Here is an 18264-nt window from a genome sequence, read left to right as displayed (position 1 = left end):
CACGCCGGCAGTCGGCAGACCCAGGGAGTGGGGCTTGACGGGATCGAGGGAAGGAATGTCCAACATCTATACGGGGCCGGTTTTCGAAATGGCCCGCAACCAGTTTGTGTCGGTGGCGAACTATCTGGAAATACCGGAAGGCCACAGGGACCGGCTGCTTTATCCGAAGCGTGCAATTACGATTTCATGCCCGATCCATCTCGACAATGGCGAAACGGCCGTCTTCCAGGGCTACCGCGTCCAACATCACCTGACGCTCGGACCGACGAAAGGCGGTACGCGTTTCGCGCCCTCTGTCGATATCGGCGAGGTTTCGGCGCTCGCGATCTGGATGAGCTGGAAATGCGCACTCGCCGGCCTGCCCTATGGCGGCGCCAAGGGTGGCGTCACAGTCGATCCCTACAAGCTGAGCCGACGCGAGTTGGAAGGCCTGTCACGCCGCTACATGCAGGAAATGATCCCGTTCGTCGGACCCCATATCGATGTCATGGCACCGGACATGGGTACCAACGAGCAGGTGATGGCCTGGTTCATGGATACCTATTCGATGTATCAGGGCCGCACCGTCAACGAGATCGTCACCGGCAAGCCGGTCTCCTCGGGCGGCACCGAAGGGCGGCGCGAGGCAACCGGTCTCGGGGTCGCGCATCTGATCGCCCGCGCGCTCGAACGGCTCAATATGCCGGCCGCCGGATCGACGGCGATCATTCAGGGTTTCGGCAATGTCGGCTCTTTCGCGGCCATCGAACTTGCCCGCCAGGGCGTTTCGATCATCGGTGTCTCGGACCATACCGCCTGCTATTTCGACCGCAAGGGTCTGGATGTCGACAAGCTCGTTGCGCATATGGCCGCCCACGGGTCGCTTGCCGGCTTCTCGACGGAAGCGCTGTTCGATGCCAATGAGCTGCTCGTGCAGCCGTGCGACATTCTCGTTCCGGCGGCAATCGAGCGCGTGATCGATGAAAAGGTGGCGCCGCGGCTGCAATGCCGTATTCTGGCCGAGGCCGCCAACGGACCGACAACGCCGGAGGCCGATGCGGTTCTCCTGTCGCGCCGCAAGGAAATCTTCGTCATTCCGGACATTCTGTGCAACTCCGGCGGCGTCATCGTGTCCTACTTCGAATGGGTGCAGGACCTGCAGCAGCTGTTCTGGGGTCGCAACGAGGTCATCACCCGCCTGCGCGGCCTACTCGATGATGCGTTCGAACGCGTGATGGCGCGTGTCGACAAGGACGATGTCCCGCACCGTGTTGCCGCCATGGCGATCGGTGTCGACAAGGTTGCCAAGGCCAAGGCCATGCGCGGCCTGTTCCCCTGAGATGCTGTCCGGCGCGGGCCGGACCGAAAGGTCTGGCCCGGCTCAGGCAGCCTGAAAGCTGCCGCCCTCTTCCGTCACCAGCCGGATCGGAACCAGAGGGCCGAGGATCGGCTTCACATCGGCCGTGTTCTGCCAGCGCACGAGTTCCATATGGCCATCGAAATGCTCGACGATCGCCGTGCAGCTTTCAACCCAGTCGCCGGTGTTGATGTAAGTGACACCATCGATATCGGCGATGATCGCATGATGGATGTGGCCGCAGATCACGCCATCGACATTGTGCCGGCGCGCCTCTTCGGCCACGACATTCTGGAACTCGCCGATGAAATTGACCGCCCGCTTGACCTGCAGCTTGGCCCAGGCCGAGAAGGACCAGTAAGGCAGGCCAAGCATGCGGCGAACCTTGGCGATGACGACATTCAGCGCAATCGCCGTGTCATAGGCCCAGTCGCCGAGATGGGCGATGAACTTGGCATTGCGCACGACGACGTCGAATTCATCGCCATGAAGCACGAGATAGCGCTTTCCGTCGGCTGCCTGGTGGATCATGTTCATCTCCACCTCGATGCCGCCGAAATGGATGCCGGGATATTCGCGCATGAAGGCATCATGGTTGCCCGGAATATAGATGATGCGGGCACCCTTGCGGCCCTTGCGCAAGAGTTTCTGCACCACGTCATTGCAGTTCTGCGGCCAGTGCCAGGAACGCTTCAGACGCCAGCCATCGACAATGTCTCCGACAAGGACAATCGTTTCGGCTTCGTAGACCCTGAGGAAATCCAGAAGAAAATCGGCCTTGGCCGCCTTTGAACCCAGATGGATATCCGAAAGGAACAGAGTTCTGACCTTGCGATTGTCTTTGTTTTCGCTTTCTTCCGACATGAGGCGCCTCGCGTTTTTCATGTCTGGAAAACCAGACTCCTGTATCAGCTTTATGACAGACGCCATTAACCCAAGCCATTAAGCGCGTTTTCATGCTTTTGTTGCATTGCTGACGCATGGGCGCTAACGCAGGCCCATCGTTCCATCAACTCATGGCGATGCCGATGCTGAAAGCCCTCACAGCGCTCGCACTCCTGATTGCAGCCACCCCCGCGGCGGCCGAGCTCAGCGAATGCGACATGCTCAATCGCGAACTGGCCAGTCTGACATCGACCACCGGCTCGACCGCCAAGGCGCGCAAATATGCCCAGGCGATCACGGCGCAGAAGTTCAATATTCGCGCGCTCCGTCGCCAGATGCGTCAGGCCCATTGCTCCTCCGACAGCGTGATCGTCATCGAAACCGATGCCGGCCAGTGCAGCGACCTTGAGGAAAAGATGAGCCGGATGGAGCGCAATCTCGAAATCCTCGAACAGACGCGGCAATCCCTGATGCTGGATGAGGCAACCGGCCTCGAGCGCCAGCGCCTGTTCGCCGAAATCGAGGCGAAAGGCTGCAACGAAGAGCCCGTCGTGGCGCAGCCGGTGTCCGCGCCGATCGTCAATGATGGAACCGAGACGATCCGGGTGCCGGACGAGCGTCTGCAATATCAGCAGAGCCAGTTCGTCGATCTCGGCGGCGCTTCCAATAATGGCAGTTTCCGCACCATGTGCGTGCGGACCTGTGATGGCGGCTATTTCCCGATTTCGTCGCATGCCTCCTCGACCGGCTTCCGCCGTGACGCCCAGGTCTGTTCGATGATGTGCCCCGGTACAGAAACCGAGCTCTACTATCACCCGATCAATGGCGAGAGCAACGACATGCGTTCGACCGAAACAGGTCGCCGTTATGATGCCTTGCCGAATGCCTATCGGTTTCGGACGCAGTCCAAGGCCAGCAACCCGCAATGCGGCTGCAATTTCAGCCTCTATTACGGCGAGATGCTGAAGCGCGAAGCCTTCATCCGCAACAAGGATGTGCCCGAAAGCAAGTCGACGGCCATTACCTGGTCGAAGCCGGAACTGCGCGGTGGCCTCAAGGCCGAAGAGATCAAGGTCCTGCCGGCATCGAGCAAGGCCGAACGCGACTACGATCCCGCCAAACCGATCCGCATCATCGGCCCACGCTTCCTGCCGGATGATCGCAATCTCGATTTCTCGGCGGTAACGCCGGACAAGACGCCGACCGGGGCCGTGTCCCGCTAAACAGGCGCGATTTCCTGTTGGCTTTGCCGACCTGCAATTGTCCTTTCACATTGGCCACCGATAAGGTCGACCAAAGCGGAATCAGGCAGGGAGTCGGCCATGCGTCGTCCGGTGGTCATTCATTGGGGTATTTCAAGCTTCTTCGGCTGGGGCGTCTATGGCCTGAACCTCGCGCTCAACTGGGCCCGTGCCGATAGCGGCATCGAGGCGCGAGCCGCCTTCCCCATTCCGCCAGACCAGATCGTCATAGACCCGTTGCGCCGCGCAACGCTGAGACCCTTCGAACTGCAATCGCGCCGGCTTGCGGAACAGCTGAAGGAGCGGCAAGGCCAGCAGGTCAATGTCGAAGCCGCCGTGCTGATGGCGCTGGGCAACGATTTCGGTGCCTCTCGCGGACCATACGAAACCGAAATCCGCGGCAAGCCGGGCATCGGCGTCGTGTTCTTCGAACTGCCGCAACTGGATGAGGCCAGCCTCGAGCGGGCGCGCGCCTTTCCACTGATCGTATGCGGCTCGACCTGGAATGCCGAAATCCTCAAGGCCCATGGTGTGACGCAGGTCGAAACCGTCATCCAGGGCATCGATCCGTCGCTCTTCCATCCGGCCAGCCGCCAGGGCATCCTGTCGGACCGTTTCATGGTGTTTTCCGGCGGCAAGCTGGAACTGCGCAAGGGGCAGGATCTCGTCATGGCCGGGTTTGCCCGCTTTGCGCGCCGGCATCCGGAAGCACTGCTCGTCACAGCCTGGCACAGCCCCTGGCCGCAACTGGCCCGCAGCCTCGACCGGTCGGGCAAGGCAGCGCCGCTGGTGTTTGGCGAGAATGGCAAGCTCGATGGCGCCGCCTGGGCGCGCGAGAATGGATTGCAGGACAATCAGTATATCGATCTCGGCGCCATTCCCAATGCGCTGATGCCGCCGATCCTGCGCGAAATGGATGTGGCGCTGTTCCCCAACCGGTCGGAAGGTGGCACCAATCTGGTGGCGATGGAGGCGATGGCCTGCGGCGTGCCGACGATCCTTTCCGCCAACACCGGCCATCTCGATCTTATCGATGGCGACAATTGCTATGCGCTGACAGACCAGGCTGCCGTGGCCGGCGAAGGTGCCGGCGTCGGCGATGTCGCCGGCTGGGGCGAGAGCAGCGTCGATGAGATTGAGGACAATTTGGAACGCGCCTGGCGGGATCGCAACGAGGCACGTCGGCGCGGCGAGCGCGGGGCCGCCAAGCTCGCAGGCTATAGCTGGGCCCGCACCGCCGACCATATGAAACGCATCATTCAGAAGATGAGCTAACGAGGGACCGGCAGAGCAAAGCCGCGCGTTCGATGGCGGGCGCAAAATCCTCGCCCGGCTTTTGCCTGACCAGTTGCATGGTCGGATACCAGGGCGTCGTCTGTTTTTCCATCATCCAGCGCCAGTCCGGCACCGATTTCAGCAACCCGATTGCCGGGCGACCGAGAGCGCCAGCCAGATGCAGCGGCGCGGTGCAGACCGAGATCACGATGGCGCAGAGTGCCATGGTGGCGGCAGTATCGATGAAGGCATCCTCGCCGGCATCAAAATCCGGGCCCGGATATTCGAGCGTGAACGGCAGGCCTTTCACGCGCCAGCCACTCGCAACATCAGCAGGTTCGATGTCGTGGTCGGAGAGTTTTTGCAGCGCGATCAATCGAATGCCATCAATGGCAGCCAGCGGCGCAAAATCGGCAGCCGATGACAGGCTGCGTCCCTTCTCGACCGGTGAAGAGGGATTGCCGCGCCACACGAGCCCGACCAGCGGTTTCTCGCGTGCCGGATCGCCGAACAGCCTCTGACGCCAGTCCGCCACCCGTTCCGGTTCGGCCTTCAGATAAGACATCTGTCCGGGTATGGAGCCGGGTGTCAGCTTGAGCCGCTGCGGCAGGCTCATCAGCGGGACCTGAAAGTCCCCCTCGCTGGCGCGATGGGCCGATGTGACCTTCACATCGAACGGCATCGTCTTCATCAGTCGCTCGAGTTTGGCCGGCACATGGAAGACGACGTCGCCACCCAGGGACTTCGCAACACCCAGAAGCTTCGCAAACTGGATCGTATCGCCAAGCCCCTGCTCCGCATGCACGATCAGTTCCCGACCGGGAAAGGTTCCACCACGCCATTCCTTCAGATTGCGATAGGCGGGCCGATCAAGATGCTGGGCGGTTTTCCAACGCCATTCATATTCGGCAAAACCGTTCGTCCATTCGCCCAGCCGCAACAGAGCGAGTGCGAGATTGTAGTGCCCCTCGGCGAGATTGGGTGTCAGCGCGATGACTTTGCGCAGCAGCGCCACCGCATTTCGGGTCTCGCCCCGATCGGCAAGAAGGTTGGCGAGATTGAGATTGGCGATCGTGTGCTGCGGATCGATATCGAGCGCAGACCGATAGTGATCCATCGCTTCAGTCTCATCGCCACGGCGCGCCAGAACGATCGCGAGATTGGCGTGGAAGCCGACATTGTGCGGCGAGAGTGCCAAAGCCTTGCGATAACTCTCCTCCGCCTCGTTCAATTCGTTGCGATCGGCATGGAGATTGCCGCGATTGTACCAGACATCCGGTCGATCCGGATCGAGTTCGACAAGCTTGCGATAAAGGTCGAGCGCTTCGCCGTACCGGGCTTGCGATCGCCGCACCGATGCCAGAAGCAACAGCGCATCGAGATTGTCAGGCGAAATGTCGAGAATATCGCGGCAAAGGTTGGCAGCCGCATCATGGTCGCCAGCCTTCTGCAGCGCGATTCCCTGCTCGAGCACCACGTGGATTTCCTGTTGCGAATTCACTCGGACAGCCAGCCTTCCAGAACGACGCGGATCTCGGACGCCACTGTCCCCCAATCGCCGGGGGCTGGTTGGCGGAACAGCCGCAGCGAGGGATACCAGGGACTGTCAGGCCGTTCGTTCAGCCAGCGCCAGTCCGCATGGTACTTCAGCATGCCGAAAACCGGCACACCAAGCGAAGCCGCAAGATGAAGGGTGGCGGTGCAAGAGGAAATCACGAGATCGAGGGCGGCAATTGCCGCAGCCGTTTCTTCGAAGTCACCGAGCGATGACCCGGGCACGATCATCGGCTTCGGCAAGGAGAGTGCCGCCACCTGATCCAGCCCATCGGTTTTCTGCAGGCTGACAAATTGCAGGCCAGCCATTTTGAGGATCGGCATCAGGCTTGCAAGCGGTGGCGATCGACCGGCATCGGCGCGCGCATTGGGATTGCCCTGCCAGATGAGCCCGACCTTGCGTTCGCTGCCGGCAAACCGGTCCCGCCAGTCCTGCACGCGTGTGGGGTCGAGGTCGAACACAGGCGGTGGCGGAATGGTGTCGAGCGTCGTTTTGAAGACGAGCGGCAGGCTCAGCATCGGCACTTCGAGATCGTAGGTTGCGGAATGGCGTCCCTGCTCGACGATCTCGATCGGGCGGCTGAGGCGCATGCGGCGAAAGAGACCGATCAGGGGTTCGCGCACTTCGAGAACCAGGCGATCGACACGCTTTGCAGCCTCTTCGACGAAACGCACGAACTGGATATTGTCGCCAAAACCCTGCTCGCCATGAACCAGCAGCGTCTTTCCCGTCACCGGCTGGCCATCCCAGCGTGGCACTGGAAACTTGCGGGGCCGCATTTCCCTGCTCAGCCAGCGCGCCTCGTAATCGAGAAAGCCGCCCGGCAGATCGCCGGCGAATAGTTTGGCATGCGCATGATCGAGGATGAGATCGGCATCCTCCGGCGTGAGGGCCCGGGCACGCTCGAAAGCCGCCAGCGATTCTTCCGGACGATGGATATCGCGCATCAGATTGCCGATACCGCGATGAGCCTTTGCCATGTCGGGCTTCATGGCAGCCGCGCGGCGATAATGGACTTCTGCCTCCACAAAACGAAAAAGATCACGGTAGATATTGCCAAGCGACAGATGCGCTTCGGCGGTTTCCTTGATCGCAATTGCGGATTTGAGCCGTTCGACGGCGGCATCCATCTTCCCCAGCCGGCGCAAGGCGATGGCGAAATTGTTGGAGAACTCGACCTTCTTCAGGCCCATCTTCTCGGCAGCAGCAAAGAGGTGATAGGCGCGCGCATTGCGCTCGTTTTGAAGCGCGATCGCACCCAGCATGTTCAGCGCATTGGGCGCGACTGCCGGATATTGAAGGCATTCGGCATAAAGCGCTGCTGCCGCATCCTTGTCCGGCCCCTTTTGCAGGTCGAGCGCCCGGTTGAAGAGTTTTGCCGGATCGGGTTTTGCAATCCGCACTCCGCTCGCGGGCGCACGCACATGGCGCTCGGAAAGATCGCCGGAGACGAGCCTAGCCAAGGCCGACGCGAGGCGGTCGACAACGCCTTCGAACGGATGTTGTTCGACTTCATTCTCCACCCGCCGGAAGAGACGCATGGTCGGGTACCAGGGACTATCGGACCGATCCCGCAACCAGCGCCATTCGGGTCTCGCGCGCAAAATGACCCAGCAGGGCCGCCCCAGCGCACCGGCAAGGTGGGCCACAGCCGTATCGGATGTCACGATCAGGTCGAGATTCATCATCAGCGCTGCGGTATCGGCAAAGGCGTCAGGCCCGCCATCGAAGTCACCGCCCGGAGACTCGACATCGAAACGCCCGGCGAGCGCTGCCACCTGCTCTTCGCCGGCGCCCTTCTGCAGCGAAATCAGCCGAACGCCCTCTATCCGGGCAAGCGGCTCCAGCCGTTCGAGCGGGAAAGAGCGGCCGCGATCGACCTTGGGATCCGGATTGCCCTGCCAGACGATGCCGACCCGAAACCCGGGTCTTTCGGCTAGCCATTCCGCCCAGCGCATGACGCGATCCGGGTCCGGCGTCAGATAATGCGGATAGGCCGGAATCGTATCGATCTGCATACCGGTCAGCGCCGGCATGCTCATCATATAGACCATGGCATCGACCGCTGGCGGACGTTCGCCTTCGCTGACGATACCATCGACGCCAGGCACGGTCCTGAGCAGATGCGCGAGCCGCGAGCGGCAGCCGATATAGACCGCGCGAGCCCCGCGCTCCTTCAGCCAGCTGGCATATCGGCTGAACTGAAAGGCATCGCCAAAGCCCTGCTCGGCCATCAGCAAAAACGCCATCCCGCGCGGATCTCCGCCGCGCCAGAGCGGGATGTTGGGACGACCGGCGGTGATGCCAAGCTTGTCCGAACCGAGCCGCCCTTCATAATGCTTGAAGCCGTTGGTCATGTCGCCGGTGTTCAACAGCGCCATTCCGAGCGCCAGATGAGCATCGGCATAATCTGGTCGCACGGTCACCGCCTGGCGAAAAGCGGCAATCGCATTGCTTTCGCGCCCGGCTTCCAGTTCGGAAATGCCGAGATTGTTCCAGGCTTCGGCATGGGTCGGATCCTTTTCGACCGCCGTTCTCTGGAAGAAACAGGCAAGCTCGACAGAGCCGTTGTTGCGCTCCCAGACACCCAGATTGCTCAAGGCATCGGCATTGTCGAGATCGAAGGTCAGGGCCTTCTCCCAGGCCGTCTGCGCATCGCTCTTCTTGCCCATCAGATCGAGGAGCGCACCATACTGGACGAACAGCTTCGGGCTCTGGGGTTCAAGCCCGATCGCCTTGCGGAGCAGAACCAGCGCATCCTGTTTGCGATCGGCATCGGAAAGAATGCTTGCCAGATTCGAAAGGAAGGATGCGGAAAAGGCGCTGGAGGCATTGAGCTGCAGCAGACGGTCGAGTGCCGGGCTTGGCTTGCCGTCGGAAACATCCCGACGCGCGACGGAAAGAAGCGAGGGCACATGATCGGGGTTGGCAGCAAGCGCGAAACCGAGCGCGCGCCTGGCATCGGCCTGGGCGCCCATTGCAGCAAATAGAACGGCGCAATTGCTCCAGTGATCGGAAATCCGCGCCCTCAGCGCCACCGAATGAAGCGCGAATGGCAAGGCCGCCCGCGCCGCATCCGGCCGCCGGCGCCCATCCTCCAGAATGGCCATGGCGAGATAATTATAGACCTGCGCATCCCGGCTGCGGTTCGGCAGTGCCGTACGATAGATTTTTGCGGCCTCGGCATGGCGTCCGCCACTCTGCAGCGCAATGGCATCGGAGATCCGTCCGGAAGCATCCGCGGCATAGGGCGAAGGGTCTCCGATCAGGCTAGCCAGTTCGCTTGCCGCCTGATCGAACAGGCCCGCCCAGTCGCCGGATTTCGTCTGTCGGAACAGGCGCATCGTCGGATACCAGGGCGTCAAATGCCCTTCCCCGCCCCAGCGCCAGTCCGGCACCTGTTTCAGGAACAGCCAGACCGGGCGTCCAAGCAGGCCGGCAAGATGCGCGACCGCCGTGTCCGACGTGATGATCAGATCCAGCGAAATCATCATCGCGGCGGTGTCGACGAAAGCGTCGGTTCCCGCGTCGAAGTCACCACCCGGAGACAGGATCTCCAAACCGCTCGGAGCCGCCTGTTCGAGGCCGAAATGGCGCTGCAGCGAAATGAAATCGGCCTTTCGCGCCAGCCGTCCCAGAGAGGCCATCGCGGCCAGATTGATCGAACGGCCCTTGTCGATGCTGGCCGTGGGATTGCCCTGCCATGACAGGCCGATGCGCCAGCGACCCGGCCTGGGATTTCCGAACGCGCTCCATTTGCGGACGCGCTCTTCTTCGAGAGCAATGCGCGGCACCACGACCGGAACCGTATCGGGACGCAAGCCCGAATATCCCGCCAGAGACAGAAGCGGCACATGCAGGTCATGGGCCGGAATCGGACGATCATCCGGCACCAATCCGATCTGGCCATCGCGAAACAGCGTGAGACGCGACAATATGGCGTGGAGCCGTGAAGGGCACAGGAAAACGACCCGTCCGGCCTTGTGCGAGGCCCAGAGAAGAAAGCGGATGAACTGAAACGTATCCCCGAACCCCTGTTCGTGGATCACGAGCAGGGTGCGCCCCGCGATATCCTCACCCAGCCAGCGCGGGCTTTCCGGGACCGGTGTCTTTTCCAACGCAGGCGTTATCAGAAAGCGCAGTTCGAAATCCGGCCAGGCATTGGTCCAATCCCCGGCATAGAGGTTGCTCACCGCCAAATTGTATCGAAGGACGGGCCAGTCTGGCCGTTGCGCGAGCCCGCTCGCGAAATGGCGTCGTGCGGCTTCCGCCCGCCCGGAATCTCTCAGGGCCACGCCCTTGTTGATGAAGGCGGCCTCATGTCCGGGGCTGATCTCAAGCACACGATCATAGACAGCAACCGCCTCCTCGAACCGGTCGCGCGCCTGCAAGACGACGGCACGAACGAACAGGGCATCGAGATTGTTCGGCTGTTCGGAGAGAACCGGCGCAATGAAAGCCTCGGCCTCGTCGAACCGGCGCGTCTCGGCCATCACATGGGCGGCCTGGGTCATCAGGCTGAGATTGCCGGGTTCGATTTGCAGACCGGCAAGAATATGCTCTTCGGCTTCGGTGAAATTGCGGGCACGAATGAGCGCAAGCGCAAGATTGATCCGGCCACCGATATTGTCCGGTCGCATGCCGACGGCACGGCGCGCCATGGCGATGGCAGCTTCGGTTTCACCGCAGGCCAACAGCGCCATCGAATGGTTCTGATAGATCGATGGCTGGTCAGGATCGAGAAACTGGGCACGCTCGAATTGTGGCAGCGAGTCCCGCGCCCGGCCCGTGAGGTAAAGCGCGATCCCATGCAACTGCCTGAGCGCCGCATTTTCCTTGCCGGCCGCAATCAGGGTCTCGACCGCGAGCAGCGCCTCCCGGACCTGTCCGCCGGCAATGAGGCGACGGCACTGGTTGAGATCCGCTGCATCCGGCTCCACCGGTTTTTCGCCGATCGTCAAACCCGATCACCCCCAGCTCGCGCCAATCGAAAGATCGTCCCGATCATTTGGCCTTGTAATCCCGATAGGATTTTTCCTCGACAAGTGCCGAGCCGAGAGCGGCGTTGATCTCGCGCTTGATTTCCGCCCTTTTGTCGTTGCGGATATAGACCGACCGAGCGAGCTCGATGAAGCGGGCTCCGAAATCGCCGGCATGTTCGCAGTCGCGGATATCATCCTCGATCTGCCAGAGATCCGAGTTGACGGAACGAAGCGCATCGGTCAGCGACAGAAGCTCGGGTTTCGAGGCAAGATCGCCCAGGCGCTCTTTGAGCAGCCCCAGTTCCTTGTTGATATTGACGAGCTTGCCTTCATCCGCGATGCGCTCGGACTTGATCTCAAGAATGGTGATCTTGTCGACCAGTTCACCCCACGACACCGGAATTTCGATCATCTTTTCGCTCCACGCCACGCTGCGACAGAATCATTCTTTCTGACTCTAGCGGAAAACCGCAAGGATGGCGGCGGTGGCTTGGCTTTTTCACAACCAAGCGCTGGGTCCGTCACGAACCTGTCATTGCTGGCGGGTGTAGATCGGCGCGATCGCTACGGCTGCCTTGGAGAAATCGACCTTCTTCATCAAAATCTCGAGTAGCGCCTTCGCACCAAGCCCCTGCCGCATCTGATTGCCGATGAAATCGAGCGGCTGGTCGGTTGATATTGCCACCAGATGATCGGCACCAAAAGGAGCGACCACCTGCATTTCCTTGAGCGGTGTCCGGTCGACCGGCATTCCGTCTGCAACCCGGTCGATATACTGAACCTCGCCATTGTTGGCGAGGTTGAACACCAGCATGTTGCGCATCGTGCCCATGACCGGCTCGAACTTGATGCGATCGCGCTCCAGATAGACTTCCCGTACCGGCTTAAGCGTAATCTTGCCGGCATGGCGAGCGGAGACAGATTTCAAAAAGTTGAGCAGAAGCTGCTTTTCCACCACGGTATCGACGGTCTTTTGGTCGATATCTTCGGCCGCAAGGTCACCGTTCGGCGTCGTGAAGGTGCCTGCGCTCGCATCCCAGACGAAGGAATTGCTGCCGACAAGCCGGCTGAGCGGAGGTTGCGGCATGCCGCGCGTATCGAGATTGACCGCTGGTTGGAACCCCAGGGCACGGGCGATGGCGAGATTCGACCCGGTATAGCCGCCGCCCTGAAAGACAGGATCAAGCGTCGCTACTGACAATTCACCGCCGCCGACACCGCCCCCTTCCGGCACAGGTGCGCTTTCTTCGGCAAGATTTTCGTTTTCGCGCGGTGGCTGTTCGGCGAGCAGCGCAAGCAGCGTGGCGTCGCCCCCATCAAGTTTCTCCGGTGTGATGACCGGTGTCTGCAGCGCTTCGGATTGCGAACGCACGGTGGAATAGACATAGTCTTCGAGTTCCGAGCGGGTCAGCACCCCATTGGCATCGGCATCCGCCATACCTTCGAGCGCGCGGGCGACACTCCAGCTCAATGCTCCGCGCGCTTCGCCATTGATGATGACTTCCGGAACCGGCAAATCCTCCGAGGTCGCGGCGAGCATCGTCACATCCTGCGGCAGGGGCGTCTCCGGCTGAACCTTCTCCGGTTCGGATCCGAGCAGGCTGGTGAAAAAATCGCCGAGAACACGTTCTTTGCCGAAATCGACAAAACGCAGCTTTCCGCTCACGGCACGTTGCATGCCGCCGGCATGGCAGGAATCGGAAACGAAAACGACGCGGATGCCGCGCGCGGCCGCATTGGCGAACCAGCCATTCAGCTCATTGTCGAAGACGGTTTCGCCCCGTGTCGATGCAACATCCTTCGGATCGAAGGCCGGCAAGACCCAGAATTCATCGAGCCCATCCTTCTCTTCGCCCTTGATCCTCTCGGGAACCTGCGCGCCATGGCCGGCATAGCTCAAGAACAACGTATCGCCCGGTTCGGCTTCGTTAACGAGACGATCCCAGGCTTCGACGATCGTTTGCTTGTCCGCGTCCCGATCCAGAAGCCGGATGATGCGGCTAGCCCCGGCACGCTCCAAGGCCGCGGCAATATCGACAGCATCGGCACGCGCCCCATCGAGCCGTGTGACATGTTGATAGTCGTTGATACCGATGACGAGGCCGTAGGTTTTCGCAGCATGCGAAATGCCCGGAACGGCCAAGAGGCCCGAAAGCAGTATAAGGCGAACAGAAAGCCGCATGACCATTTTTCCAACTGGGGTTCGGCAGCAGAAAAGCTGTGCCGGAACGGCGCACGATTATCTCAACAAGACGCGCATACTGAATGAATTATTCTCTACATTCAGCCGTCATTGTCACGATGTTTTCATTCGGAGGTATTTATTGCGTGTCTCTCACTTAAAAATGGTGCACCATCTTCAACACACCGTCGAATCCAAGTTTTAAATGTCGCCCTGTATGACATCCAACGAGAAAGAGGAGCTCACAATGACCGGCATTCTTTACGATGCGACACATGAAGACGACCGCTATTCGGGTTTCGCTGAAGCGACTGGCGCGCACGGAATCAAGTATGTCGATTCGGGAAGCAACAGGCTTGCGAATTCCGTTCTTACAGGCCTTGCCTGGAGCGGTAATGCGATAACCTATTCCTTCCCGGACAGCCGCAAGGACTATACCTACTCGACGTCCTACGGCGAAAAAAGCGATGGCTTTGCCCCCGTCAATCAGAACATCAAAACAGCGGCGCGATTTGCGCTCGACCAATCCTACGGTAATGCCGCAAACGACGGCTTCTCCCTTGAAGGCTTCACCAACATGAACGTCTCGCAGGGCAGCGACGCCGGCGCGACGCTGAAATACGCCCAGTCCAACGTGCCATCAACGGCATGGGGCTACTACCCGCAGTCCGGCGCAACCGGTGGCGATGTCTGGTTCGGCAAGACCGAACAGTATCTCAACGCCGAAGCCGGCAATTTCGCCTGGGCTACAGTTATCCACGAAACCGGCCATGCGCTTGGTCTGAAGCACGGCCACGAGACTTTCTACAATTCCACGGTGGGCGAAACATTTCCGACCCTGCCGTCGAACAAGAATTCACTCGAATATTCAATCATGACCTATCACAGCTATGTCGGCTGGAGTGCGGGTTACGACACGACCGAAACCTGGGGCGCGCCCCAGACCTTCATGATGGCGGACATTGCGGCGCTGCAACGGATGTATGGCGCCGATTACAACACGAATGACGGCAACACCGTCTATTCCTGGAAACCCACCACGGGCAACACCTATGTCAACGGCAAGATCGCGATCGATCCGGGCGGCAATCGTATCTTCGCCACCATCTGGGACGGCGGCGGCAAGGATACCTACGACCTGTCGGCCTACGCGAGCAACCTGAAAATCGACCTGTCGCCCGGCGGTTATTCGAAGTTCAGCAGCCATCAGCTGTCGGATCTCGGTTATGACATCAATCCCGGCGCACATATGGCACGCGGCAATATCTTCAATGCCATGCTCTACAAGGGCAATCTCGAATCCATCATCGAGAACGCGATTGGCGGTAGTGGTAATGACAACCTCAAGGGCAACGAAGTCGGTAACCGCTTGAAGGGCAATGGCGGCGAAGATGTGTTTATCGGCCTGGGAGGCTTCGATACCTATTCGGGTGGCGGCGGCGCCGACAAGTTCGTGTTCAAGAAGGCCTGGGATCACGATACCATCACCGATTTTGGAAATGGTAACGACCGCATCGACCTGCAGAGCTACAACTTCAAGAGCTTCAATGCGCTGATGTCGCATGCGACAAAGGACGGGCAGGATGTGCGTTTTGCCTTTGGCAATGGCGACAGCCTCGTGCTTGAAGACACGACGCTCAACTCTCTGCACAATTCGGACTTCATTCTCTGACCGAACGATCCGTGCGGGCGCCCCCGGCGCCCGTTCAAACGGACAAAAGAAAACGCCCGGACTCTCATCCGGGCGTTTTCAGTTTCTATCGGCCAAAGCCTTATTCGGCGCTGTCGTCAGCGGCCTTCTTCTTGGCCGGAGCCTTCTTCTTGGCCGGAGCTTCTTCGCCTTCAGCGGCGTCAGCCTTGGCTGCAGCCTTCTTCTTCGGCTTGGCAGACTTGCCTTCGGACTTTTCGCCCTCGGCTTCGTCGTCGGCCATCAGCTCTTCCTTGGTCACGGTCTTGTCGGTGACCTTGATCTGGGTCAGCAGCAGATCGACGACCTTTTCTTCAAAGATCGGCGCGCGCAGGCCAGCGATCGCACCCGGGGTCTTGCGGAAATATTCGATGATTTCCTTTTCCTGACCCGGGAACTGCTGAAGCTGAGCGTAGACTGCCTTGTTCATTTCGTCTTCGGTGACTTCGACACCGGCCTTTTCGCCGATTTCGGAGAGAACCAGGCCGAGCTTCACGCGACGTTCCGCCAGCTTGCGATATTCCTCGCGGGCCTTTTCTTCCGTCGTGTCTTCATCTTCGAAGGTCTTGCCCGACTGGGCGAGATCCATCGAGATCTGACGCCAGATCTGTTCGAACTCGGCATCGACGAGACGCGAAGGCGTTTCGAGCGAATAGAGCGAATCCATCTGGTCGAGAAGCTGGCGCTTCAGCTTCTGGCGGGTCATCGTGCCGTACTGGCCTTCGATCTGGCCACGGACGATTTCGCGCAGGCGCTCAATCGATTCGATTCCAAGCTTGGAGGCAAATTCGTCGTTCAGTTCGACTTCGCCGGGAGCTGCGACTTCCTTGACGGAAATATCGAAGGTCGCATCCTTGCCGGCGAGGTTTGCGGCCGGGTAATCGGCCGGGAACGACACCGTGATGGTCTTCTCTTCACCGGCCTTGACGCCAACGAGCTGCTCTTCGAAGCCCGGGATGAAGCGGCCCGAACCGAGAACCAGCTCGGCGTTGGAATCCTTGCCACCTTCGAACGGCACGCCATCAAGCTTGCCTTCGTAATCCATGGTCACGCGGTCGCCGTTTTCAGCCTTGCCCTTCTTTTCGGTATAGGTGCGGGCGCTGTCTGCGATCTTGAGGATCTGTTCATCGACTTCGGCGTCGGAAACTTCAACCACTTCGCGGATCACGGAAATGCCGCTGGCATCCTGGATCTCGATCGGCGGGATGACTTCGTAGGCGAGCGTGAATTCGAAATCGACCTCGGCGTTGAGGATCTTCTCAGCCTGAGCCTCGTCCTCGGTCATGGCGATTTCCGGCTGCGTGGCCGACTTTTCGCCGCGGCCCGACAGGATTTCGCTGGGGCGATCGCGCAGGATCTCGTTGACGAGTTCGGCCATGACCGACTTGCCGTACATCTTCTTCATATGGGCGAACGGCACCTTGCCCGGGCGGAAGCCATTGATCTTGGCGCGGCCCTTGACATCTTCCAGCCGTTCGTTCCTGCGTGCTTCCATGTCGGATGCCGGGATCACGACCTTCAGTTCACGCTTCAGCCCTTCAGCGAGCGTTTCGATAACTTGCATGTTCTTACCTTCATTTCTCGCGGCGGCATCGGAACGCCAACCTGTCGTTAAGATGAACTCTCGTGCTCATCCGCCGGGAACGGCTTTATGCAAATTCACAAAAGTTTTGCAAGTAAAATGGGCTTAGCGCAGCGCTTGCGCACCATTTTCCCGCATTTCGGACATAAATGGTGCGGGTGGAGGGACTCGAACCCCCACGCTTTTGGCGCCAGAACCTAAATCTGGTGCGTCTACCAGTTCCGCCACACCCGCACGCACGCCCCCTCCGACCACCAAGATGACACCCGAAGGAACCGATGTGGCGCGTGCTTAGCATTGCATTCCCAAAGTGAAAAGCAAAAAGACATTTGCTGCGGCGCGAATTCCACAAGGCACGGTTCGACCGCCCCGGACGGCATCTCATCGATCAGAAGCCAGCCATGCACCCAGCTCATAGCGGCCATGTTCATATTGCGCTGCAAAAACGAACCCAAACGATCTATAAAACGAACATCAACGAAGCAAATTTGTTGAACGAAATTCAGGTGGATCTGGCAACCCACGCCGCTTGCGGTCAGGCCCTTCACGGAAGTGAAGACATAAATTCGGAGTTGCGCACTCCTCCTCCCAGCGCGCTCCGATATGACTGACGACACTCCTCCTCCCAGTCGCCAGTCAAACCCAACGACGCCCACCGGATCCTCCTCCCCCGGTGGGCGTTTCGTTTTCCATCGCACTGCAACACAGCTCCGCGACCTACCTCCCGCGCCGCATTTCTGCCGCAAAAACTAATTTTTCTTAACAAATCTCACTGGTTAATGGATTGCCTTGCGTTTGACGCATAGGTGCCCTTCCAGATCCGCTCTGGTATTTGATGCGATGCAGCATTAGATTGTGATTATGAAATTCGAAGGGTTCCAGACCGGAACTCCCCATGAAAGGACATCACTATGAACATCGCTCGCGCCTACAACAACTGGGTCAAGTATCGTCAGACCGTTATCGAACTCGGCCGCATGAGCAACCGCGAACTGTCCGATCTCGGCATCGCTCGTGACGACATCCGCACCGTTGCCCGCCAGGCAGTTCGTTAATCAAACGAACGTCTCGGACGACCAAAACACCGCCGGCTTGTCCGGCGGTTTTTTTATGCCCTGCGATTGCCTCAGCCGTCTGAAAAGAGGGTGTCGGCAGGCGCTCCGACGAATGCCGCGAAAGGCGGTTAACCTCTGGCGCTTTTTTGCTCTTAGCCTCTAAATTGTGCATCGTATGCTTATTTGCATAGCAGATGCACATAGAACGCACTACACAAATGTATAATAAGGGCCTATATCAGCGTCATCAAACAGCAACCAACATCGTTGGCGCAAAACAAGTCTAAAGAGGAAACAGCCATGAACCCGCTCCGTCTTGCCCTGAACTGGGTCAACTATCGCCGCACCATCTCCGAACTGTCGAACCTTTCGAACGACACCCTTTCGGATATCGGCGTCAATCGCTACCAGATCCGCAACATTGCGGCCCGCTCGTTCCGCTAAGAACTGAGCACCGAGGACATTTCAAACGGCGCCCCTGTGG

Annotated in this window: 12 protein-coding genes and 1 tRNA gene; 6 read left to right on the top strand and 7 right to left on the bottom strand. The window is 59.7% G+C overall.

Annotated features, from left to right (window positions below):
- Window positions 1–55 precede the first annotated feature (55 nt).
- A complete protein-coding gene (locus Q4481_RS08180) occupies window positions 56–1318 on the top strand; it encodes a Glu/Leu/Phe/Val family dehydrogenase (protein ID WP_304375846.1) in 1263 nt (420 codons plus the stop codon).
- A 42-nt stretch (window positions 1319–1360) separates the two neighbouring features.
- Here Q4481_RS08180 and Q4481_RS08175 read toward each other — a convergent pair whose 3' ends face one another.
- Window positions 1361–2200 carry a UDP-2,3-diacylglucosamine diphosphatase gene (locus Q4481_RS08175; RefSeq protein WP_304375845.1) on the bottom strand — a complete coding sequence of 280 codons (840 nt, stop codon included), beginning with the start codon at window positions 2198–2200 and terminating at the stop codon, window positions 1361–1363.
- Between the two features lie 164 nt (window positions 2201–2364).
- On the opposite strand from Q4481_RS08175, the gene Q4481_RS08170 reads away from it, so the two are divergent.
- The gene (locus Q4481_RS08170; RefSeq protein WP_304375844.1) at window positions 2365–3444 is read left to right on the top strand and encodes a DUF2865 domain-containing protein; all 1080 of its coding nucleotides are present in this window, start codon (window positions 2365–2367) and stop codon (window positions 3442–3444) included.
- A 99-nt stretch (window positions 3445–3543) separates the two neighbouring features.
- A complete protein-coding gene (locus Q4481_RS08165) occupies window positions 3544–4737 on the top strand; it encodes a glycosyltransferase family 4 protein (RefSeq protein ID WP_304375843.1) in 1194 nt (397 codons plus the stop codon).
- Here the strand turns inward: Q4481_RS08165 and Q4481_RS08160 are convergent.
- The 4 genes from Q4481_RS08160 to Q4481_RS08145 all read right to left on the bottom strand — a co-directional run bounded on the left by Q4481_RS08160 (window position 4718) and on the right by Q4481_RS08145 (window position 13456).
- Window positions 4718–6238 carry a tetratricopeptide repeat protein gene (locus tag Q4481_RS08160; protein ID WP_304375842.1) on the bottom strand — a complete coding sequence of 507 codons (1521 nt, stop codon included), beginning with the start codon at window positions 6236–6238 and terminating at the stop codon, window positions 4718–4720. The two genes, Q4481_RS08165 and Q4481_RS08160, sit on opposite strands and share 20 nt — an antisense overlap.
- Complete coding sequence (locus Q4481_RS08155) at window positions 6235–11253, bottom strand: tetratricopeptide repeat protein (RefSeq protein WP_304375841.1); 5019 nt, start codon at window positions 11251–11253, stop codon at window positions 6235–6237. Before Q4481_RS08155 ends, Q4481_RS08160 begins: the two co-directional genes overlap by 4 nt.
- A 43-nt stretch (window positions 11254–11296) precedes the next feature.
- Window positions 11297–11686, bottom strand: a complete 390-nt coding sequence (locus Q4481_RS08150; protein WP_304375840.1) for a DUF6165 family protein — start codon at window positions 11684–11686, stop codon at window positions 11297–11299.
- 120 nt (window positions 11687–11806) lie between these two features.
- Window positions 11807–13456, bottom strand: a complete 1650-nt coding sequence (locus Q4481_RS08145; RefSeq protein WP_304375839.1) for a caspase family protein — start codon at window positions 13454–13456, stop codon at window positions 11807–11809.
- A 247-nt stretch (window positions 13457–13703) separates the two neighbouring features.
- Between Q4481_RS08145 and Q4481_RS08140 the strand changes: the two genes are divergently transcribed.
- Complete coding sequence (locus Q4481_RS08140) at window positions 13704–15128, top strand: M10 family metallopeptidase (protein ID WP_304375838.1); 1425 nt, start codon at window positions 13704–13706, stop codon at window positions 15126–15128.
- Window positions 15129–15228: 100 nt separating this feature from the next.
- Here the strand turns inward: Q4481_RS08140 and tig are convergent, their stop codons facing one another.
- Window positions 15229–16707, bottom strand: a complete 1479-nt coding sequence (gene tig / locus Q4481_RS08135) for a trigger factor (RefSeq protein WP_304375837.1) — start codon at window positions 16705–16707, stop codon at window positions 15229–15231.
- Window positions 16708–16875: 168 nt separating this feature from the next.
- A tRNA-Leu gene (locus tag Q4481_RS08130) sits at window positions 16876–16959 on the bottom strand.
- 677 nt (window positions 16960–17636) lie between these two features.
- Between Q4481_RS08130 and Q4481_RS08125 the strand changes: the two genes are divergently transcribed.
- The gene (locus tag Q4481_RS08125) at window positions 17637–17780 is read left to right on the top strand and encodes a DUF1127 domain-containing protein (protein ID WP_304375836.1); all 144 of its coding nucleotides are present in this window, start codon (window positions 17637–17639) and stop codon (window positions 17778–17780) included.
- A gap of 300 nt (window positions 17781–18080) precedes the next feature.
- Complete coding sequence (locus Q4481_RS24595; RefSeq protein WP_354542184.1) at window positions 18081–18224, top strand: DUF1127 domain-containing protein; 144 nt, start codon at window positions 18081–18083, stop codon at window positions 18222–18224.
- The last annotated feature ends 40 nt before the right edge of the window (window positions 18225–18264 follow it).

Source organism: Fluviirhizobium alvei (genome assembly GCF_030551875.1).
Lineage (GTDB): Bacteria > Pseudomonadota > Alphaproteobacteria > Rhizobiales > Rhizobiaceae > Rhizobium_E > Rhizobium_E alvei.
This window is presented reverse-complemented; position numbering and strand designations above follow the sequence as displayed.

What these genes read in the sequence shown, in the direction of transcription:
- Q4481_RS08180 (WP_304375846.1), top strand. Translation starts at nt 56, where the DNA reads ATGTCCAACATCTATACGGGGCCGGTTTTCGAAATGGCCCGCAACCAG.
- Q4481_RS08175 (WP_304375845.1), bottom strand. Translation starts at nt 2,200, where the DNA reads ATGTCGGAAGAAAGCGAAAACAAAGACAATCGCAAGGTCAGAACTCTG.
- Q4481_RS08170 (WP_304375844.1), top strand. Translation starts at nt 2,365, where the DNA reads ATGCTGAAAGCCCTCACAGCGCTCGCACTCCTGATTGCAGCCACCCCC.
- Q4481_RS08165 (WP_304375843.1), top strand. Translation starts at nt 3,544, where the DNA reads ATGCGTCGTCCGGTGGTCATTCATTGGGGTATTTCAAGCTTCTTCGGC.
- Q4481_RS08150 (WP_304375840.1), bottom strand. Translation starts at nt 11,686, where the DNA reads ATGATCGAAATTCCGGTGTCGTGGGGTGAACTGGTCGACAAGATCACC.
- Q4481_RS08145 (WP_304375839.1), bottom strand. Translation starts at nt 13,456, where the DNA reads ATGCGGCTTTCTGTTCGCCTTATACTGCTTTCGGGCCTCTTGGCCGTT.
- Q4481_RS08140 (WP_304375838.1), top strand. Translation starts at nt 13,704, where the DNA reads ATGACCGGCATTCTTTACGATGCGACACATGAAGACGACCGCTATTCG.
- tig (WP_304375837.1), bottom strand. Translation starts at nt 16,707, where the DNA reads ATGCAAGTTATCGAAACGCTCGCTGAAGGGCTGAAGCGTGAACTGAAG.
- Q4481_RS08125 (WP_304375836.1), top strand. Translation starts at nt 17,637, where the DNA reads ATGAACATCGCTCGCGCCTACAACAACTGGGTCAAGTATCGTCAGACC.
- Q4481_RS24595 (WP_354542184.1), top strand. Translation starts at nt 18,081, where the DNA reads ATGAACCCGCTCCGTCTTGCCCTGAACTGGGTCAACTATCGCCGCACC.